The sequence below is a fragment of the Amycolatopsis rifamycinica genome, assembly GCF_000695625.1.
Lineage (GTDB): Bacteria > Actinomycetota > Actinomycetes > Mycobacteriales > Pseudonocardiaceae > Amycolatopsis > Amycolatopsis rifamycinica.
Window position 1 is genome coordinate 15,746 of record NZ_JMQI01000082.1, and the last position, 19,659, is coordinate 35,404.

Genomic DNA, 19,659 nt, shown 5'->3' on the forward strand with positions numbered 1-19,659 from the left:
CGTAGTCGGATACACGAGTGGGCCAATCTCGGTACCGCCATCTGAGTCATGGATCGAGCACTGGGTGCAGCCATCCACCCCAAACGGTCACATTCTGTCATGATTTCCGGACACATTGCGGTCAAATCGACGTCCGCGTAGCGCGATCGTAACCTCACGTGCTTAAGTGCGGGCCGAGTTCCCGCTAGTGTCGGCGAGCACACCGATCGTCCGTCGAGTTCCTGACCGACCGGACGGTGACTTTGAACCCGAACATCTCCCAAGGGGTGCCAGATGCAGCAATTGCGGCTGACCCGAACACGCCGCGTGGCCCTGATCGGGCTCACCGGCGCGCTCGCGGTTTCGCTGTCCGCTTGTGCGGAGTCCAAGCGTGAGGAAGGCGCGGGGGGTGGTTCCGGGGGCACGATGATCTTCGGCGCGGCCGGCAACCCGAAGTTGTTCGACCCGATCTTCAACGACGAGGGCGAGACCTTCCGGATCACGCGGCAGATCTTCGACACGCTGATCCAGAACAAGCCGGGCACCGCCGACCTCGAGCCCTCGCTGGCCGAGAAGTGGGAGCCGAGCAACGACGGCAAGACCTGGACGTTCTCGCTCAAGCAGGGCGTGAAGTTCTCCGACGGCACCGCCTTCGACGCCGCCGCGGTCTGCTTCAACTTCGACCGCTGGTACAACATGAAGGGCGCCGCCGCCCAGAGCCAGATGATCTACTACGCCGACGTCTTCAGCGGCTTCGCGAAGAACGAGAGCGACGAGTACGGCGACCCGGTCTACAAGAGCTGCGAAGCCAAGGACCCGGCGACCGCCGTCGTGAACCTGAACAAGGCGAAGGGCGCGTTCCCGGCGGCCTTCACCCTGCCGTCGTTCGCGATGCAGAGCCCGACCGCGCTCAAGCAGTTCAAGGCGGACGAGGTCACCCAGTCCGGTGACTCGTTCACCTACAGCGAGTACGCGAACAAGCACCCGGTCGGCACCGGCCCGTTCAAGTTCGACAGCTGGGACCAGGGCAAGGGCGAGATCGTCCTGTCCAAGAACGACACCAGCCCGACCCAGACGGCCAAGCTCGACAAGCTGATCTTCAAGGTCATCCCGGACGAGAACGCCCGCAAGCAGGCGCTCAAGGCCGGCGACATCCAGGGCTACGACTACCCGGCGCCCGCGGACTACGGCCTGCTGCGCAACGAGGGCGAGCAGGTGCTGGTGCGCCCGCCGTTCAACGTGCTCTACCTGGGCATCAACCAGTCCGGCCCGGCCGGCGAGAAGCTGAAGGACGTCAAGGTCCGCCAGGCGCTGGCCTACGGCATCAACCGCGAGCAGTTCGTCAAGAGCAAGCTGCCCGAGGGCGCCGAGGTGGCCACCGAGTTCGTGCCCAAGACGATCTCCGGCTACACCGACGAGGTCACCAAGTACCCGTTCGACCAGGCGAAGGCCCGGCAGCTCCTGCAGGAAGCCGGCGCGACGAACCTGACGCTGAAGTTCTACTACCCGACCGAGGTCACCCGGCCGTACATGCCGAACCCGGCGGACGTCTTCACCTCGATCTCCGAGGACCTGAAGGCCATCGGCGTCAAGATCGAGCCGGTCGCCAAGCCGTGGAACGGTGGCTACAAGGACGACGTCCAGAAGTTCGGCCACCAGGACCTGCACCTGCTCGGCTGGACCGGTGACTACAACGACGCCGGCAACTTCGTCGGCACCTTCTTCGGCCGCAAGAAGCCGGAGTTCGGGTTCGACAACCCGGAGCTGTTCCAGGCGCTCGCCGCCGCGGACGCGTCGCCCGCCGGCGACGCGCACGCCAAGGCGTACCAGGACGTCAACAAGAAGATCATGGACTACCTGCCCGCCATCCCGATCTCCTACGGCCCGCCCGCCATCGTGGTCGGCCCGAAGGTCAAGGGTCTGGTCGCCAGCCCGCTGACCGACGAGCGGTTCAACACCGTGACCGTTAACTGACGGTACTAAGCCGCGAGGCATGGGGTGGGCGCTACCGCGCCCACCCCATGTTCCGTACTCAGCGGGCTGCCACCTAAGGACTGACTGCAAGTGCTCCGATTTCTCGTGCGTCGGCTGCTACAAGCGATCCCGACGCTCCTCATCCTGTCCATCCTGGTCTTCGCCTGGCTCCGGTCGCTGCCCGGAGGGCCCGCGGCCGCCCTCCTCGGCGACAAGGCAACGCCGGAGAAGATCGCCAACCTCAACCACGTGCTGGGGCTTGACCAGCCGGTCATCATCCAGTACTTCAAGTTCCTCGGCCGCGCGATCACCGGTGACTTCGGCGCCTCGCTGGTCTCCACCCAGCCGGTGATGTCGGAGATCGGCACCTTCCTGCCCGCCACCATCGAGCTGGGCATCACCGCGATGATCATCGCGGTGCTCATCGGCATCCCGGCGGGCTACATTTCGGCCCGCTACCGCGGTGGCGTCGCTGACAACGTGATCATCGTGCTGACGCTGATCGGTGTCGCGGTGCCGGTGTTCTTCCTCGGCTACATGATGCAGGACCTGCTCGCCGGGCCGCTGGGCCTGCCGTCGCAGGGACGGCAGACCGCGGGCCTGGACGCCACCGCCGTCACCAACTTCGCCGTCCTCGACGGCATCATGACGAGCGAGTGGGACGCCGTCTGGGACGCGATCAAGCACCTGATCCTCCCGGCGTTCGCGCTCGCCACCATCCCGCTCGCGGTGATCACCCGGATCACCCGCGCGTCGGTGCTCGAAGTGCTCAACGAGGACTTCATCCGCACGGCCAACTCGAAGGGCCTCACGCAGCCCGTCGTCCGCCGCCGGCACGTGCTCCGCAACGGCCTGCTCCCGGTGGTCACCACCATCGGCCTGCAGACCGGCGCCCTGCTCGGCGGCGCGGTGCTGACCGAGCGGGTGTTCAACTTCCGTGGCCTCGGATTCCTGCTGGCCGAAGGCATCGAACGGCGTGACTACCCCCGGCTCCAGGCGCTGCTGCTGTTCGGCGCGCTGGTGTACGTGCTGGTGAACATGCTGGTCGACGTCTCGTACGGGCTCATCGACCCGAGGGTGCGTGTGCGATGAACACTCTGCTGAACAAGAAGAAGGAACCGATCGACAAGCTCGCCGCGGCGAGCGGGAACAGCCTCGGCCGCGAAGCCCTGCGGCGGATGCTGCGCAGCCCGGTCGCCATCACCGGTGGCGTGATCACCGGCCTGTTCCTCCTGCTGGCGATCTTCGCGCCGCTGATCGCGCCCAAGGACCCGTTCGAGCGCTACCTGCAGGACAAGGTCGCCCTCGGCCAGGGGATCATCCCCGGTTCGCAGCCGGGCTACCCGCTCGGCGTGGACGACTTCGGCCGCGACGAGCTGTCGCGGCTGCTCGTCGGCGCGCAGAACACCCTGCTCGTCGGCGTGCTGGCCACGGTGATCGGCGTGCTCCTCGGCGTCATCATCGGCGGGCTCGCCGGCGCCTTCGGCGGCTGGGTCGACACCGTCCTCATGCGACTGGTCGACGTCATGCTGTCGGTGCCGTCGCTGCTGCTGGCGATCTCGGTCGCGGCCCTGTTCGCCAAGCCCAGCCAGTGGACGGTGATCCTCGCCGTCTCGCTGATCGGGGTGCCGATCTTCGCGCGGCTGCTGCGCGGCTCGATGCTGACGCAGCGCAGCAGCGACCACGTGCTCGCGGCGACGTCGCTGGGCGTGAAGCGCGGCGCGATCGTGTTCCGGCACATGCTGCCGAACTCGCTCGGCCCGGTCATCGTGCAGGCCACGCTGACCCTGGCGACCGCCATCCTGGAGGCCGCGGCGCTGTCGTTCCTCGGTCTGGGCGACCCGGACCCGAACCGGGCGGAGTGGGGCATCATGCTGAGCAAGGGTGCCCGGCAGTTCCTCGACGTCCGGCCCGAGCTCGCGTACTACCCGGCCATCGCGATCATCATCGTCGCGCTCGGGTTCACGCTGCTCGGCGAGTCCCTCCGCGAAGCCCTCGACCCGAAGAACAGGCGGTGATTCCCCGTGGCACTCCTTGAGGTCCGTGATCTCACGGTCCAGTTCGTCCGCCGTGGCGAGCAGTCGTTCACCGCGGTGGACAACGTCAGCTTCGACGTCGAGCCGGGCCAGACGGTCGGCCTGGTCGGCGAGTCCGGCTGCGGCAAGTCCGTGACGTCCCTGGCGATCATGCGGCTGCTGGCCAAGCGCGGCAACAAGGTCAGCGGCTCGGTGCGCTTCGAAGGCACCGACCTGCTCAAGCTGTCCGACCGGGACATGCGCGACCGCCGCGGCCGCGACCTCGGCATGGTGTTCCAGGACCCGCTGTCCTCGCTGAACCCGGTCATCCCGATCGGGCTGCAGATCACCGAGGTGCTGGAGCGCCACCGCGGGATGTCGCGCAAGGCGGCGTCCACCGAAGCGGTGGACCTGCTGGACAAGGTCGGCATCCCGGACCCGTCGCGACGGCTTTCCGAGTACCCGCACCAGCTTTCCGGCGGGATGCGGCAGCGCGCGCTGATCGCGATCGCGCTGGCCTGCCGGCCGCGGCTGCTCATCGCCGACGAGCCGACGACCGCGCTCGACGTCACCATCCAGGCGCAGATCCTCGCGCTGCTGCGGGAACTGGTGCAGGACACCGGCACCGCGCTGATCATGATCACCCACGACCTCGGCGTCGTCGCCGGGCTGTGCGACGAGGTCAACGTCCTCTACGGCGGCAAGATCGTGGAGCGGGCGCAGCGGCACCAGCTGTTCGCCCAGCCGCGGCACCCGTACACGCACGGCCTGCTCGCCTCGATCCCGCGCCTGGACGCGGGCCGCGGCGAGAAGCTGGTCCCCATCCGGGGTTCGGTGGCCGACAACATCCCGTGGGACCACGCGTGCGCGTTCGCACCGCGCTGCCCCAACGCGCTGCCGGTCTGCCGCGAGGTCCAGCCGCAGCTGGCGCCCGACCAGGGCGGGCTGCTGCGCTGTCACAACCCCGTGCGGCCCGCGGTCGCCGCGGGAGGAGGAGCCCGATGACCCGTCCTGCTGGTGACGTGCTGCTCGAGGTCACCGACCTCAAGGTGCACTTCCCGATCAAGAGCGGCATCGTGTTCGACCGGACGGTCGGGCACGTGTACGCGGTCGACGGCGTCGACCTGGCCATCCGGCGGGGCGAAACCTACGGCCTGGTGGGCGAATCCGGCTGCGGCAAGTCCACGTTGGGCCGGGCGATCCTGCGGCTGAGCGAACCCACCGCCGGTTCCGTGGTGTTCGACGGCACCGACGTCGCGCAGCTCAAGGGCGAGGAACTGCGGAAGGCCCGGCGCCGGATGCAGATGGTCTTCCAGGACCCGATGTCCAGTTTGGACCCGCGCCAGTCGGTCGAGTCCATCCTGCTCGAGGGCATGCACGCGCACGGCCTCGACAAGGACAAGGCGGCCACCCAGCGGCGGCTGCGGCAGCTGCTGGCCGCGGTCGGCCTCCCGGAGACGTCGCTGCGGAAGTACCCGCACGAGTTCTCGGGCGGGCAGCGCCAGCGCATCGGCATCGCGCGGGCGCTGGCCGTGGAGCCGGACCTGATCGTCGCCGACGAGCCGGTGTCCGCCTTGGACGTTTCGGTGCAGGCCCAGGTGGTGAACCTGCTCGAGGACCTGCAGGACCAGCTCGGCCTGACCTACGTCGTGATCGCGCACGACCTCGCGGTGGTGCGGCACATCTCCGACCGCATCGGCGTGATGTACCTGGGCGCGCTGGTCGAGGAGACCGACGCGGACTCGCTGTACCGGGACCCGCTGCACCCGTACACGAAGGCGCTGCTGTCGGCCATCCCGGTGCCGGACCCGCAGGTCGAGGACACCCGCGAGCAGATCCTGCTCGCCGGTGACCTGCCCTCGCCCGCCAACCCGCCGTCGGGCTGCCGGTTCCACACGCGCTGCCCGTGGCGGCAGGCGAGCCTGTGCGACACCGACCGCCCGCAGCTGCGCGAAATCGGCGGCGGGCACCGGGTGGCGTGCCACTACGCGGAGGACATCCGCGACGGGCGCATCCAGCCGCACGAGGTGGAGCCGGAACTGGTGGAGCTCACCGGGGCGCTCAACCCCGACCTGGGCCCGCCGGACATCGGCACGTCCGCCGAAATCCTCTGAGCGCCGCTTTCACGTGAAAGTGATCCGGAGCTAGTCCCTCCAGGTCACTTTCACGTGAAAGTGCCCGCCAGGCGGGCGGCCCGGGACTGCAGGTACGCCTGTTCCGGCAGGCTCAACGTCCGCCGCGCGGCGGCCAGGTACGCCTCCCGGGCGCCGGCCGCGTCCCCGGACAGCTCGAGCAGGTGCGCCCGGATCGCGTCGACCCGGTGGTGCTTCGCCAGCGCGGGGTCCGCGGCCGCCTCGCCCAGCTCCGCCAGCCCGGCCTCGGGACCGTGGACCTGCGCGAACGCCACGACCCGGTTCAGCGTCACCATCGGGCCGGGGGCGACGACCCGCAGCAGGTCGTAGAGCGTGAGGATTTCCGCCCAGCCGGTGTCTTCACTGGTCGCGGCCTCGTCGTGGACGGCGGCGATCGCCGCCTGGAGCTGGTAGGGGCCGACCGGCGCGGTCGCCAGCGCCTGGGTGATGAGCGCGACGCCCTCGTCGACGAACGCCCGGTTCCAGCGCGACCGGTCCTGCTCGGCCAGCGGAACCAGTGCTCCGGTCGCGTCGACGCGCGCCGGGCGGCGGGCCTCGGTGAGCAGCATGAGCGCCAGCAGCCCGGTGACCTCGCCGTCGTCCGGGACTTCCGCGTGCAGCTGCCGGACGAGCCGGATCGCCTCGGTCGTCAGGTCGACGCGGCTCAGCGCGTCCCCCGAACTGGCCGTGTGGCCCTCCGTGAAGATCAGGTACAGCACCTGCAGCACGGCGGCCAGCCGCTCGGGACGGTCGTCGCCGGTGAGGCGTTCGCCGCGGAGCTTCTGCTTCGCGCGGCTGATCCGCTGGCCGATGGTCGCTTCCGGGACGAGGAAGGCCCGCGCGATTTCGGCGGTGGTCAGCCCGCCGACCGCCCGCAGGGTCAGTGCGACCCGCGACGGCGGCGTCAGCGACGGGTGGCAGCAGAGCAGCAGCAGGGTCAGCGTGTCGTCGACCCCGCTGACCGGCTCGGGGTGGGGCGGCTCGGCCAGCGCGGCGGTCTCCTCCCGCCGCTGCCGTGCCGTGTCACTGCGCCACTGCTCGATGCGACGCCGGGACGCGGTCGTGATGAGCCACCCCTTCGGGTGATCGGGCACGCCCTCGACCGGCCACTGCCGCGACGCGGCGAGCAGCGCCTCCTGGACGGCGTCTTCGCAGGTGTCGAAGCCGCCGTACCGCCGCACGAGGGCGGCCAGTACCTGCGGTGCGAGCTCGCGGAGCAGGCTTTCGACGTCGGTCACAGCTCCGGACCACGCAACCCCATGACGGGCCGCACCTCCACGACGCCGAAGGAGGCTTCCGGGATCCGGTGCGCGATCTCGAGGGCGCGTTCTTCGGTTTCGCAGTCGAGCAGGTAGAAGCCGGCGAGGAACTCCTTGGCCTCGGCGAACGGGCCGTCGGTCGCCAGCGGTCCCACCCGCTTGGCCAGTTCGGGGTAGGCGAGCCGTTCGGAGACGATCCGTTCGCCGGAAGCGTCGAGATCGTCGTTGAGCTGCCGGTAGCTGGCCAGCCCGGCGGCCCGCTGTTCGTCGCTCATGCCCTCCCAGGCCTGGCGCGACTCGGGGTTGCCGTAGATCAGGACCACGTATTTCACGAAAGCCTCCCTGTCGAAATCGGCCCGGCGGCGCCGACGTCTCCCGTGCAAGCACCGACCACAGAGGAGAATGGCATGAGTGAGCAGCAGATCCGCGCGTTGCTGGCGGCACGTGAAGCGGCGATGACGGCCCGTGACGCGGAGACGCTGGGCTCGCAGTACGCCCCGGACGTCGTGGCGTTCACGCTGGCCCCGCCCCTGGTCCACCGCGGCGAGGAGGTCACCGGCGTCGCGGCGCGCAAGGCGTGGTTCGAGACGTTCGAGGGCCCGATCGACTACGAGATCCGCGACCTGGAGATCACTATCGGGGCAGACATCGCGTACAGCCACTCGCTGAACCGCTTGTCGACCACGCCCAAGGGCGCGCCGGCGGGCTTCGAGCTGTGGTTCCGCTCGACGGTGTGCTTCCGCCGGGAGGACGGCGAGTGGCGGATCACCCACGTGCACGACTCGACGCCGTTCCACATGGACGCGACGTTGCGGGCGGCGGTGGACCTGAAGCCCTGACGGCGGCTGTCCACGAAGTTGTCCACATGGGGGTGCACCCTGTGGACAACTTCGGGGGACAAACCGGCCGTGCCCCGACGAAAGTCGTAGGCCGGGCCATACCTGAGGATGCCGCCCCGAGCGGACCGCCCCCGGTACCCTGCGGAAAGCGAACACCGAATTCCGACGCGGGTACCAGGGGGTACGGGCTGTGCACATCGACCAATGGCTGGAGGCGATCCCGCCGATCTCGGTGTACCTGATCGTCGGTGCGGTGATCATGATCGAAAGCCTCGGCATTCCGCTGCCGGGCGAAATCGTGCTGGTGAGCGCGGCCTTGCTGGCTTCGACGCACGATGCGGTGAACCCGCTCTGGATCGGGATCCTGGCCAGTGCCGGCGCCATCATCGGCGACAGCATCGGCTACTTCATCGGGAAAACCGGTGGGCAACGGCTCTTCGCGTGGGCCGGCCGGAAATTCCCGAAGCATTTCGGCCCGACGCACCTGGCCAACGCCGAACGGATCTTCGACAAACGCGGGGTGTGGGCGGTCTTCCTCGGCCGGTTCATCGCGTTCCTGCGGATCCTCGCCGGCCCGCTCGCCGGGTCGCTGCGCATGCACTACCCGAAGTTCCTGCTGGCGAACGCGGCCGGCGGCATCGTCTGGGCGGGCGGCACGACCGCGGCCGTCTACTACCTCGGCGTCGTCGCCGAAGAGTGGCTCGGCCGGTTCTCCAAGTTCGGCCTGCTCGCCGCGATCGTCATCGGCGTCGTCGTCTTCTTCGTCATGAAGAAGCGACTGGGCCGCAACCACGCCGAACCGGAAAAGCAGGAAGAGACCGCCGCCTAAGCCGCGACCAGCTCCGGCTCGGGCCTGCGCGCGGGCCGGAGCGAGCCGAGCAGCACGCCGGCGATCACGACGGCGGCGGCGCCGGCCTCCAGCCAGGTCGGCCGCTCGCCCAGCAGCAGGAACGACGCCGTCAGCCCGACCACCGGCACCAGCAGCGAGAACGGCGACACCACGCCGGCCGGGTTGCGTCGCATCAGCGTCGTCCACAGGCCCGAGCCGACGACCGTGCCGATCAGCACGACGTAGGTCAGCCCGCCGAGCGCGGTCAGGCCGGTGGGGGTGCCGAGCGTCGTCAGCGACCGCCACTGCGCGGCCGGGCCCTCCATGACCAGCGAAAGCGCGAACATCGGCAGCGGCGGCACCACCGACATCCACAGCGTGAAGTGCAGCGGGTTGTCCGGCTCGGCCTTGCGCGTGCTGAGGTTGCCGAACGCCCAGCTCAGCGCGGCCAGCAACGTCAGGATCATCGGCAGCAGGGCGGCGTGCCCGGACCGCTGCCACGCGATCGCGACCATCCCGGCCACCGCCAGCGCGATGCCGGCCAGCTGGTGCGGCGTGACGCGTTCGCGCAGGAAGACGGCGCCGAGGAGCACGGTGAACGGCGCCGACGCCTGCAGCACCAGCGACGCGAGGCCGGTCGGCATCCCGGTGTCCATCGCGATGAACAGGAACGCGAACTGCCCGGTGCCGAAGCCCAGGCCGTAGCCGAGCAGGTGCCGGACCTTCACCTTCGGCCACGGCACGAACAGGATCGTCGGGATCGCGATCACGGCGAACCGCAGCGCGCCCGCGAACACCGGCGGGAACTGGCCGAGCGTGGCGTGGATGGCCAGGAAGTTGAGGCCCCAGAGGACGGCGACGAGCACGGCGAGCAGGCGATCACGGGCGGGCATGCCTCCACTCTGACGACGGCGACCGTGAAGCACCAGCGAGAATATTTTCAGGGACCTTGTAGCGGTGCTTCAAGTAGAGTGCCGGTGTGGATCTGGGCCGGTTGCGCACGTTGCGGGAGTTCGCCGACCGGGGGAGCGTGACGGCGGCCGCGCGGGCGCTGCACTGCACGCCGTCCGCGGTCTCGCAGCAGCTGCGCGCGTTGCAGAGCGAGGTCGGCCTGCCGCTCACCGAGCCGGCGGGCCGCGGCCTGCGGCTGACCGACGCGGGCCGCGCGCTGGTCGCCCGCGCCGACGAGGTGCTCGCCGCGCTCGAGCGGGCCGAGTCCGAACTGGACACCTACCGCAGCGCGCCGCGCGGGCGGGTGCGGCTGGCGATCTTCCAGACGGCCGGCCTGATGCTGCTGCCGGGGCTGCTGTCCCGCGTCGCCGGGTACGACGGCCTGGAGATCGACGTCCGGGACGTCGACATGACGCCGCCGGAGGTGCCCGGCCTGGTCGCGGACTACGACATCGTCGTGGCGCACCGCGACGAGCACGCGCCGGAGTTCGACTCGAGCCGGCTCGAAGTGGTGCCGCTGCTGCGGGAACCGCTCGACGTGGCGCTGCCGGCCGGCCACCGGCTGGCGAACCAGCGCCGCGTGGAGCTGGCCGAGCTGGCGGACGAACGCTGGCTCAGCGTCGACCTCGGCTTCCCGGTGGACGACGTGCTGCGCTCGCTGACCGTCCGCACGGGCGTGCGGCCGGTGGTGGTGCAGCGGATCAACGACTTCCGGATCACCGAGCGGCTGGTCGCCGCGGGCCACGGCATCGCGCTGCTGCCGCGGTACACGATGGACACCCGCCGCGGCAGCGGCCTGGTCGGGCGGCCCCTCGCCGGCATCCGCGCGGCCCGCCTGGTGGAGGCGGTCTGCCGCACCGGCGCCCGCCAGCGCGCCGCGGTGGCCCAGGTGATCGACGAACTGCGCGCGGAGGTCGCCCAGCTCACCGCCTCGTGAGTGGTAGGGGCGGTGCTACCCGCCTTACCGCTCACGAGCGTGGGAGCGCAGGTAGGCCAGTGCGATGCCGAGCGCGTCCTCCAGTGCCGTGATGTCGTGCCGGATGTGCGCCAGCAGGAGTCCACCTTGGACGGACGTCATCGCCGCCTGCGCCAGCCGGTCCGGGTCGGCGCCGGGTGCGAGTTCGCCCTTGTCCCGCAGGGTGGCCAGCCCGCGCGCGAGGTGCGATTCCCACGTCCGGTACGCCTGGTCGACCAGCGGCGCGAGCTTCGGGTTGTCGCCGACCTCCCCGGCGAGGTTGCCCAGCGGGCAGGCGATCGGGCCGCCCGCGCGGCGGTGGACGTCCAGCAGCTGCTCGGTCCACGTCTCGAGGTCGGCCCAGGAGGCGAGGGTGAAGATCGCCGGCTGGTTGCCGAGCACCTGCTCGAGGTACCGGTCGATCACGGCCGCGACCAGCTGTTCCTTGTTCTTGAAGTAGTGGTACATCTGCGATTTCCCGGCCCCGCTCGCGGCGAGCACCTTGTCGACGCTCGTGCCCGCGACGCCGTCGACGTACATCAGCGCGGCCGCGGCGTCGACGATCGCGTCCCGGGTCCGCTTGCCCCGCGGGGTCGTGGCCGCTTGCGCCTCCATGTACCGGATAGTACAGTTCGCCCCACTGTACCGATCAGTACAACGACTGGGGGACCCATGACGCTCGAAAACGCGCTGACCGGCGTGACCGACCAGGTCCGGGACGCGCTGCCGTCGGAGCTCTTCGCCGTCCTCGAGGCGGATCGGCGCCGGGCCGCCGGAACGAAGTTCGCCGAGGTGGGCGCCGAGATCGAGGACTTCGAGCTCCCCGGCGCCGACGGGGTGCCGGCGAAGCTGGGCGAGCTGGTCGCCGATGGGCCGGCGGTCCTCGTCTTCTACCGCGGCCAGTGGTGCCCGTACTGCAACCTGACCCTGCGCACCTACCAGCGGGAACTGCTGCCCGAGCTGGCGAAGCTCGGCGCGGCCCTGGTCGCGATCAGCCCGCAGCGGCCGGACGGCGCACTACCGGACCTGGCGTTCCCGGTGCTTTCGGACGTCGGCAGCACCGTCGCGCGGGGGCTCGGCCTCGGCTACCCGGTCTCCGACGTCGTGCGCGAGGCCATGGTGACGCTCGGAACCGACCTCGAGCAGGTCAACGGCACGTGGGAGCTGGTCCACCCGGCGGTCGTCGTGGTCGACCGGGACCGGGTGATCCGGTTCATCGACGTCCACCCGGACTTCGCCACGCGCACCGAGCCGGAGCGGATTCTGGAGGCGGTCAGATCGCTTTGACACCGTGCCGGAACCATGCCAGAGGTTGTCATGGTTTCCGGTGACGCTGGGGTCATGAACGAACTTTCCGGAAAAGTCGCCCTGGTGGCGGGCGGGACGCGCGGCGCGAGCCGGGCGATCGCCGTCGAACTGGGCCGCGCGGGCGCCTTCGTGTACGTGACCGGCCGGACGACACGGGCCGGGCGGTCCGAAGTGGACCGCCCGGAGACGATCGAGGAGACCGCCGAGCTGGTCGAGAAGGCGGGTGGCCGGGCGGAGGCCATCCGCGTCGACCACCTGGTGCCGGCCGAGGTCGAGGCGCTGGCCAAGCGGATCGACCGCCTCGACATCCTGGTCGACGGCCTCTGGGGCGGCGACAAGCACCTGGGCTGGGGCAAGCCGGTGTGGGAGCACGACCTCGAGGCCGGCCTGCGGATGATCCGCCTCGGCATCGACGCGCACCTGATCACCAGCCACTTCCTGCTCCCGCGGCTGATCGAGCGACCGGGTGGGCTGCTCGTCGAACTGACCGACGGGACGGCCGAGTACAACGCGAAGTACCGCGAAGGCACTTCGCTGCCGTTCTACCTGGCGAAGGCTTCGGCGCATTTGCTGGCGATCGGCGAGGCGGCGGAGCTGGCCGCGCACGGTGCGACGGCGGTGGCGTTCACCCCGGGGTACCTGCGGTCGGAGGCGATGCTCGAGATCTACGGGGTGACCGAGGAGAACTGGCGCGACGCCTGCGAGCGCGTGCCGCACTTCGCGATTTCCGAGACGCCGACGTTCTGCGGGCGGACGGTGGCGGCGCTGGCGGCGGACCCGGACCGGCACCGGTGGACCGGGCAGACGCTGAACAGCGGCCAGCTGGCCAAGGAGTACGGGGTGGACGACGTCGACGGCAGCCGCCCGGACGGCTGGCGGTACATGGTGGAGGTGGCGGACGCGGGAAAGCCCGCGGACACCACCGGCTACCGCTGAGCGTTGCGGGCGGCCAGCTCCGCGCCGATCCCGGCCAGTGCCGCCCGCAGCTCCGCCGGCTCCAGCACCTCCACACCGGGGCTCAACGCCACCAGCTGACCGAGGCCGATCTCGCCGTCTTCCAGGGCGAGTTCGGCCTCGGCCCAGCCGTGCTCGTCCGGCGTGCCCAGCGCAACCACCGTGTCCGCCAGGTGCTCGGCCCCGAACACCCGGCGCAGCTCCCGCACCGCGGTGCGGTCCAGCCGGGCGCGCACCCGCAACGGCCGCGCCACCTGCTCGAACGCCGCCGAAGACGACCGCCACCAGCGGGCCAGGTCGAACTCCGGCGGCCGGTCGAAGGGCACGTCCGAAGACCGGACCTCGAGGATCCGCGACACCCGGTACGTCCGCAGAGCGTCGTCCGAGACGACCCGCGCCACCAGGTACCAGACGCCCGCCTTCAGCACGAGCCCCAGCGGCTCCAGCTCCCGCGAAGCCACCTTGTCGCGGCGCCGGTACGTCACCGAGACCCGCCGCTGGGACCACACCGCCCGGGCCACCGCCGCCAGCGCCGGCGGCTCGTCCGGCGAGCCGAACCAGCCGGGCGCGTCCAGGTGGAAGCGCCCGGCCACGAGCGCCGCGTGTTCTCGCAGCTCGGCGGGCATGCCCGCGGACACCTTCGCCCGCGCCGCGCTGCCCGCGGTGTCGAGGCCGAGCCCGGCGAGCGCGTCCGGCACCCCGAGCGCGAACAACGCGACGGCCTCCCGCGCGGTGAGGCCGTCGAGCCCGGACCGCCAGCCGTCGACCAGGCGGAAGCCGCCGTGCCGCCCCGGCTCCGTCCACAGCGGAACGCCCGCCTCGCGCAGGGCGGCCAGGTCGCGGTGCATCGTCCGCTCGGAGACGCCGAGCTCCTCCGCGAGCTCGGCGGCGGTCGCGCTGCGCCGTCGTTGCAGCGTGAACAGCAGCGCGACCAGCCGCTCGGCTTTCACCGGCTACCGGTGGGCGCGGTTCACCGCCGAGACGACCGCGCGCAGCGACGCCGTGACGATCGACGGGTCGATCCCGATACCCCAGAACACCCGGTCGGAGATCGCGCACTCGATGTACGACGCGGCGCGGGCGTCGTCGCCCGGGGACAGCGTGTGCTCGCTGTAGTCCAGCAGGCGCAGGTCGTACCCGACCGTCGACAGCGCGTCGAAGAACGCGGCGATCGGGCCGTTGCCGCGGCCGGTCACCTCGTGCTCGTCGCCCTCGACGCGCACCGTCGCGGTGATGTCGTACTCGCCGTCGCCGTTGTCGCGCACGTGCTGGCGGACCAGCTCCAGCGGCGTCTTCAGCTCCAGGTACTCGGCCGAGAAGGCGTTGTACATGGTCGCCGGGTCGACCTCGCCGCCCTCGGAGTCGGTGTAGCGCTGGATGACCTTCGAGAACTCGATCTGCAGCCGCCGCGGCAGGTCGAGCTGGTGCTCGGCCTTCATGATGTAGGCGACGCCGCCCTTGCCGGACTGCGAGTTCACCCGGATCACGGCCTCGTACGTGCGGCCGACGTCCTTCGGGTCGATCGGCAGGTACGGGACCTCCCACGGGTGCTCGTCGATCGGTACGCCCGCCTTGTCGGCGGCGTCCTTCAGCGCGTCGAGGCCCTTGTTGATCGCGTCCTGGTGGCTGCCCGAGAACGCGGTGAACACCAGGTCGCCGCCCCACGGCGAGCGCTCGGGCACCGGCAGCTGGTTGCAGTACTCGACCGTCCGCTTGATCTCGTCCATGTCGGAGAAGTCGATCTGCGGGTCGATGCCCTGGCTGTAGAGGTTCATGCCCAGCGCGACCAGGTCGACGTTGCCGGTGCGCTCGCCGTTGCCGAACAGGCAGCCCTCGATCCGGTCCGCGCCGGCCGCGTACCCCAGCTCGGCGGCGGCGATGCCGGTGCCGCGGTCGTTGTGCGGGTGCAGCGACAGGATCACCGAGTCGCGGCGGGCCAGGTTCCGGCTCATCCACTCGATCGAGTCGGCGTAGACGTTCGGCGTCGCCATCTCGACGGTCGCCGGCAGGTTCAGGATCACCGGCTTCTCCGGCGTCGGCTGCCAGATCTCGGTGACGGCGTCGCAGACCTCGAGCGCGTAGGACAGCTCGGTGCCGGTGTAGGACTCCGGCGAGTACTGGAACCGGAAGTCGGTGTCCGGCTGCTTCGCGGCCAGCTCGACGACCATTTCCGCGGCCTGCGTCGCGATCTTCTTGATGCCTTCGCGCTCCTCGCGGAAGACCACGCGGCGCTGCAGGATCGACGTCGAGTTGTAGATGTGGACGATCGCGCGCGGAGCGCCTTCGAGGGCCTGGAAGGTCCGCTCGATCAGCTCCGGGCGGCACTGGGTCAGCACCTGGATGCTGACGTCGTCCGGGATGGCGTGGTCGTCGATGATCTCGCGGACGAAGTCGAAGTCCGTCTGCGACGCGGCCGGGAAGCCGACCTCGATCTCCTTGTAGCCCATGCGGACCAGCAGGTCGAAGAACTTGCGCTTGCGCGCGGGCGACATCGGGTCGATCAGGGCCTGGTTACCGTCCCGCAGGTCGACGGCGCACCACAGCGGCGCGCGCTCGATGCGCTTCTCGGGCCAGGTGCGGTCGGGCAGGTCGATGTTCTCGACCAGGTCGTACCAGGGGCGGTAGCGGTGGACGGGCATGGACGTGCCGCGCTGGGTGTTCCAAGCGGGCTGGTCGGCGGGCGCCGGACGAGAGGGCTTGCGGATCTTGCTCATGGGATTGCGAGTGTCTCCAGATCGACGGGTGCGACCGGCACCACGAAGCCCCGCGACGGGGAGCCGGTCCGGTCAGGCCCCGTCGCGGCAGCGAAGCAGGAGAGCACGCGCCACGGCCCCACCATAGCCAGCGAAGGCGGGCGGAGGGAAGCCGGGCCGCAATCCGGCCGTGCCCCACACCGTCCTCAACGGAGGCGCTGTTGTTCCCCAGAACGGTTACTTGTGGGTAGCAATCGGCTGGGTGGCGTGCCAAACTGCGGGCATGGGTGAGCACGCAGAGTCGTCGGAGGAGACCCGCGTCTCCCGCCGCGCCACCGTCGACTGGCGCGAGAGGCGGGGCAAGGCGGCCTCGCTGGTGGCGTCGATCGTCCGCTGGGTCGGCTTGATCTTCGCGGCCTTCCTGGTGATCCACGTGATCTTCACGGTCGGCTCGGCCAACCCGGACAACGGCATCGTCTCGTTCGTGAAGTCCTGGGCGGACAGCCTCGCGCTCGGCTTCAGCGACCTGTTCACACCGAGTGACGGCAAGTTGCGCGTCCTGGTGAACTACGGGATCGCGGCGATCTTCTGGATGGTCGTGTCGGGGATCCTGGCCAAGATCATCCGCCGCGTGGGCGGGGCGTCATAGCGCCGGCTTGCCCCACTGATCGCCGAACGCGAACTGCTCCAGCGGCAACCGCACCCGCTCCGCCTTCTCCCGTTCGACCCGCCAGTCCTCTTCCAGGACCTCCGGGGCCGCCGGCTTCCCGACGGCGATCGCCACCTTCGGGACCACGTCACCCGGAAGGCTGAAGGAAGCGCTCACGGCCTCCGGGGAGAAGCCCGCCATCTGGTGGGCGACCAACCCCAGCTCGACCGCCTGCAGCACGAGGTTCTCCGAAGCCAGCCCGAGCCCGTACTCCGCGTAGGGGACTTCGCCCTTCTCGTTCGTCGTCACCATCACGCCGATCAGCAGCAGGCTCGCCCGGTGGGCCCAGGCCCGGTTGCCCGAATTGAGCGTCGCGAGGATCGCGTCGAACGCCGGGGTGCCGCGGACGCCCACCAGGTAGCGGGCCGGCTGGGTGTTGCCGAACGACGGTGCCCAGCGGGCCGCTTCGAGCAGGGCTCGCACCTGGTCCGGGGTGACGACGGCCGACTCGTCGTAAGCCCGCGGGCTCCACCGTTCCGCCATCAGGGTCGCGATCGGGACGCTCGTCACAGCTGGTTTCCGCACGGTGAAGACGTTACCGGTGAGTGCTGTGCGTCACTCGGGAGGAAGGGCTCCACGAGTTTCGTTGGTGTTGCGGAAGATTTACTTCCGGGACACCCACCGGCGGGGTCCGCCCCACGTCAAGAGGGTGGCAGGGCGCCGAAGCCCCGGTAGGCTCCTGGTCAAATCATGGGACGCGGGGGCTCTCCGGTGCCCACCAGGGAGCCGCCCGGCCCGCGAGGAGGTTCGGGCGTGGCCCTCGTGGTCCAGAAGTACGGCGGATCGTCGCTGGAAAGTGCCGACCGGATCAAGCGCGTGGCGGAGCGGATCGTCGCGACCAAGAAGGCGGGCAACGACGTCGTCGTCGTCTGCTCGGCGATGGGTGACACCACCGACGAGCTGCTCGACCTGGCGCAGCAGGTCAACCCGGCGCCGCCGGAGCGGGAAATGGACATGCTGCTCACCGCCGGTGAGCGCATCTCGAACTCGCTGGTCGCGATGGCGATCGCGGCCCAGGGCGCCGAGGCCTGGTCGTTCACCGGTTCGCAGGCCGGCGTCGTCACGACGTCGGTGCACGGCAACGCGCGCATCATCGACGTCACGCCGAGCCGGGTCACCGAGGCGCTCGAGCAGGGCTACATCGCGCTGGTCGCCGGCTTCCAGGGCGTCGCGCAGGACACCAAGGACATCACCACGCTGGGCCGCGGCGGCTCGGACACCACCGCCGTCGCGCTGGCCGCCGCGCTGACCGCCGACGTCTGCGAGATCTACTCCGATGTGGACGGTGTGTACACGGCCGACCCGCGGGTGGTGCCGGACGCGCGCAAGCTCGACACCGTCACCTACGAGGAGATGCTCGAACTCGCCGCGAGCGGGTCGAAGATCCTGCACCTGCGTTCGGTCGAGTACGCGCGCCGCTACGGCGTCCCGATCCGAGTCCGTTCTTCCTACAGCGACAAGCCGGGCACGACGGTGACCGGTTCTATCGAGGAGATCCCCGTGGAACAAGCCCTGATCACCGGTGTGGCGCACGACCGCTCCGAAGCCAAGATCACGGTCACCGGGGTGCCGGACCACACCGGTGCCGCGGCCCGGATCTTCCGCGTGATCGCCGACGCCGAGATCGACATCGACATGGTGCTGCAGAACGTGTCCAGCACCGTCTCCGGCCGCACCGACATCACGTTCACGCTGTCGAAGGCCAACGGCGCCAAGGCCGTCAAGGAACTGGAGAAGGTCAAGGCGGAGATCGGCTTCGAGTCGGTCCTCTACGACGACCACGTCGGCAAGGTGTCGCTGGTCGGCGCCGGGATGCGCTCGCACCCGGGTGTCACGGCGACGTTCTGCGAAGCGCTGGCCGAGGCCGGCGTCAACATCGAAATCATCAACACCTCGGAGATCCGCATCTCGGTGCTGATCCGGGACGCGCAGCTCGACGACGCCGTACGCGCGATCCACGAGGCGTTCGAACTCGGCGGCGACGAAGAAGCCGTCGTCTACGCGGGGAGTGGTCGCTGATGGCGGACGGGCTGCGGGTCGGGGTGGTCGGCGCGACCGGCCAGGTCGGTGCGGTGATGCGCAAGCTGCTGGCGGAGCGGGAGTTCCCGGTCGCCGAGCTGCGCTACTTCGCTTCGGCGCGCTCGGCGGGGTCGAAGCTTCCGTGGCGGGACACCGAAATCACGATCGAGGACGCGTCGACGGCCGATCCGTCCGGTTTGGACATCGCGCTGTTCTCCGCGGGCGGCTCGACGTCCAAGGCGCAGGCGCCGCGCTTCGCCGCCGCGGGTGTCACGGTGATCGACAACTCCTCGGCGTTCCGGATGGACCCGGACGTGCCGCTGGTGGTCAGCGAGGTCAACCCCGAGGCCGTCAAGGAAGCGCGGAAGGGGATCATCGCGAACCCCAACTGCACGACGATGGCGGCGATGCCGGTGCTGAAGCCGCTGCACGACGAGGCCGGACTGGTCCGCCTGGTCGCGTCGACGTACCAGGCGGTGTCCGGCAGCGGGCTGGCCGGCGTCGACGAGCTGGCGAACCAGGTCAAGGCGGCGGCGGAGCACGCCTCGCTGCTGACGCACGACGGCGCGGCGATCGAGTTCCCGAAGCCGGAGAAGTACGTCCGCCCGATCGCGTTCAACGTCCTCCCGATGGCTGGGTCCATTGTGGACGACGGCGAGCTGGAGACGGACGAGGAGAAGAAGTTCCGCAACGAAAGCCGTAAGATCCTGAGCATCCCGGGCCTCGGCGTCTCGTGCACCTGCGTGCGCGTGCCGGTGTTCTCGGGCCACTCGATCTCTGTGAACGCGGAGTTCGAGCGGCCGCTGTCGGTCGAGCGTGCGACGGAGCTGCTGGCGCACGCACCGGGCGTGGAACTGTCGGAGGTCCCCACCCCGCTGCAGGCGGCGGGCAACGACCCGAGCTACGTCGGCCGCATCCGGGTCGACCAGGGCATCGAGGGCGGGCGCGGGCTGGCGCTGTTCATCTCGAACGACAACCTGCGCAAGGGTGCGGCGCTCAACGCCGTGCAGATCGCGGAGCTGGTGGCCCAGCAGCTGTAGACC

At 70.2% G+C, this 19,659-nt stretch carries 20 protein-coding genes; 13 read left to right on the forward strand and 7 right to left on the reverse strand.

Going from position 1 to position 19,659, the window contains the following annotated elements:
• Positions 1 to 273 precede the first annotated feature (273 nt).
• From DV20_RS40715 to DV20_RS40735, 5 genes are all read left to right on the forward strand, one after another.
• Positions 274 to 1,953 carry an ABC transporter substrate-binding protein gene (locus DV20_RS40715; protein ID WP_235191146.1) on the forward strand — a complete coding sequence of 560 codons (1,680 nt, stop codon included), beginning with the start codon at positions 274 to 276 and terminating at the stop codon, positions 1,951 to 1,953.
• 90 nt (positions 1,954 to 2,043) lie between these two features.
• Entirely contained in the window at positions 2,044 to 3,045 is a 1,002-nt protein-coding gene (locus DV20_RS40720; RefSeq protein WP_043789012.1) for an ABC transporter permease, read from the forward strand.
• Positions 3,042 to 3,971 (forward strand): ABC transporter permease, encoded by a 930-nt coding sequence (locus tag DV20_RS40725; protein WP_043789014.1) that lies wholly within the window; start codon positions 3,042 to 3,044, stop codon positions 3,969 to 3,971. Before DV20_RS40720 ends, DV20_RS40725 begins: the two co-directional genes overlap by 4 nt.
• Before the next feature lie 6 nt (positions 3,972 to 3,977).
• On the forward strand, positions 3,978 to 4,973 hold the full coding sequence (locus tag DV20_RS40730) for an ABC transporter ATP-binding protein (RefSeq protein ID WP_043789015.1): 996 nt from the start codon (positions 3,978 to 3,980) through the stop codon (positions 4,971 to 4,973).
• Positions 4,970 to 6,082: an ABC transporter ATP-binding protein gene (locus DV20_RS40735; RefSeq protein WP_043789016.1), complete on the forward strand. Its 1,113-nt coding sequence runs from the start codon at positions 4,970 to 4,972 to the stop codon at positions 6,080 to 6,082. The genes DV20_RS40730 and DV20_RS40735 overlap by 4 nt, the downstream gene beginning before the upstream one ends.
• Before the next feature lie 50 nt (positions 6,083 to 6,132).
• Here DV20_RS40735 and DV20_RS40740 read toward each other — a convergent pair whose 3' ends face one another.
• Positions 6,133 to 7,338: an RNA polymerase sigma factor gene (locus DV20_RS40740; RefSeq protein ID WP_043789017.1), complete on the reverse strand. Its 1,206-nt coding sequence runs from the start codon at positions 7,336 to 7,338 to the stop codon at positions 6,133 to 6,135.
• The gene (locus tag DV20_RS40745; RefSeq protein WP_043789018.1) at positions 7,335 to 7,691 is read right to left on the reverse strand and encodes a YciI family protein; all 357 of its coding nucleotides are present in this window, start codon (positions 7,689 to 7,691) and stop codon (positions 7,335 to 7,337) included. The genes DV20_RS40740 and DV20_RS40745 overlap by 4 nt, the downstream gene beginning before the upstream one ends.
• A 75-nt stretch (positions 7,692 to 7,766) precedes the next feature.
• On the opposite strand from DV20_RS40745, the gene DV20_RS40750 reads away from it, so the two are divergent.
• Positions 7,767 to 8,198, forward strand: a complete 432-nt coding sequence (locus tag DV20_RS40750) for a YybH family protein (RefSeq protein WP_043789020.1) — start codon at positions 7,767 to 7,769, stop codon at positions 8,196 to 8,198.
• Between the two features lie 190 nt (positions 8,199 to 8,388).
• On the forward strand, positions 8,389 to 9,027 hold the full coding sequence (locus tag DV20_RS40755; RefSeq protein ID WP_043789021.1) for a DedA family protein: 639 nt from the start codon (positions 8,389 to 8,391) through the stop codon (positions 9,025 to 9,027).
• Here DV20_RS40755 and DV20_RS40760 read toward each other — a convergent pair.
• Complete coding sequence (locus DV20_RS40760) at positions 9,024 to 9,920, reverse strand: EamA family transporter (protein ID WP_043789022.1); 897 nt, start codon at positions 9,918 to 9,920, stop codon at positions 9,024 to 9,026. The genes DV20_RS40755 and DV20_RS40760 overlap by 4 nt on opposite strands.
• Before the next feature lie 86 nt (positions 9,921 to 10,006).
• Between DV20_RS40760 and DV20_RS40765 the strand changes: the two genes are divergently transcribed.
• Positions 10,007 to 10,915: a LysR family transcriptional regulator gene (locus DV20_RS40765; RefSeq protein WP_043789023.1), complete on the forward strand. Its 909-nt coding sequence runs from the start codon at positions 10,007 to 10,009 to the stop codon at positions 10,913 to 10,915.
• Positions 10,916 to 10,939: 24 nt separating this feature from the next.
• Here the strand turns inward: DV20_RS40765 and DV20_RS40770 are convergent, their stop codons facing one another.
• Positions 10,940 to 11,548, reverse strand: coding sequence for a TetR/AcrR family transcriptional regulator (locus DV20_RS40770; protein ID WP_043789024.1), 609 nt, complete (start codon positions 11,546 to 11,548; stop codon positions 10,940 to 10,942).
• 57 nt (positions 11,549 to 11,605) lie between these two features.
• On the opposite strand from DV20_RS40770, the gene DV20_RS40775 reads away from it, so the two are divergent.
• Entirely contained in the window at positions 11,606 to 12,220 is a 615-nt protein-coding gene (locus tag DV20_RS40775) for a peroxiredoxin-like family protein (RefSeq protein ID WP_043789025.1), read from the forward strand.
• Positions 12,221 to 12,274: 54 nt separating this feature from the next.
• Positions 12,275 to 13,177, forward strand: a complete 903-nt coding sequence (locus DV20_RS40780) for an SDR family oxidoreductase (RefSeq protein WP_043789027.1) — start codon at positions 12,275 to 12,277, stop codon at positions 13,175 to 13,177.
• Here the strand turns inward: DV20_RS40780 and DV20_RS40785 are convergent.
• Both DV20_RS40785 and leuA read right to left on the reverse strand, forming a co-directional pair.
• Positions 13,168 to 14,145, reverse strand: a complete 978-nt coding sequence (locus DV20_RS40785) for a helix-turn-helix transcriptional regulator (protein ID WP_043789028.1) — start codon at positions 14,143 to 14,145, stop codon at positions 13,168 to 13,170. The two genes, DV20_RS40780 and DV20_RS40785, sit on opposite strands and share 10 nt — an antisense overlap.
• Positions 14,146 to 14,148: 3 nt before the next feature.
• On the reverse strand, positions 14,149 to 15,909 hold the full coding sequence (gene leuA / locus DV20_RS40790) for a 2-isopropylmalate synthase (protein ID WP_043789029.1): 1,761 nt from the start codon (positions 15,907 to 15,909) through the stop codon (positions 14,149 to 14,151).
• A gap of 262 nt (positions 15,910 to 16,171) precedes the next feature.
• On the opposite strand from leuA, the gene DV20_RS40795 reads away from it, so the two are divergent.
• Positions 16,172 to 16,537, forward strand: coding sequence for a hypothetical protein (locus DV20_RS40795; protein WP_043789030.1), 366 nt, complete (start codon positions 16,172 to 16,174; stop codon positions 16,535 to 16,537).
• Here DV20_RS40795 and DV20_RS40800 read toward each other — a convergent pair.
• Positions 16,532 to 17,122 (reverse strand): nitroreductase family protein, encoded by a 591-nt coding sequence (locus DV20_RS40800; RefSeq protein WP_235191147.1) that lies wholly within the window; start codon positions 17,120 to 17,122, stop codon positions 16,532 to 16,534. The two genes, DV20_RS40795 and DV20_RS40800, sit on opposite strands and share 6 nt — an antisense overlap.
• Positions 17,123 to 17,350: 228 nt before the next feature.
• Between DV20_RS40800 and DV20_RS40805 the strand changes: the two genes are divergently transcribed.
• Both DV20_RS40805 and DV20_RS40810 read left to right on the forward strand, forming a co-directional pair.
• The gene (locus tag DV20_RS40805; RefSeq protein WP_043789033.1) at positions 17,351 to 18,616 is read left to right on the forward strand and encodes an aspartate kinase; all 1,266 of its coding nucleotides are present in this window, start codon (positions 17,351 to 17,353) and stop codon (positions 18,614 to 18,616) included.
• On the forward strand, positions 18,616 to 19,656 hold the full coding sequence (locus DV20_RS40810; protein ID WP_043789034.1) for an aspartate-semialdehyde dehydrogenase: 1,041 nt from the start codon (positions 18,616 to 18,618) through the stop codon (positions 19,654 to 19,656). Before DV20_RS40805 ends, DV20_RS40810 begins: the two co-directional genes overlap by 1 nt.
• Positions 19,657 to 19,659: the final 3 nt, after the last annotated feature.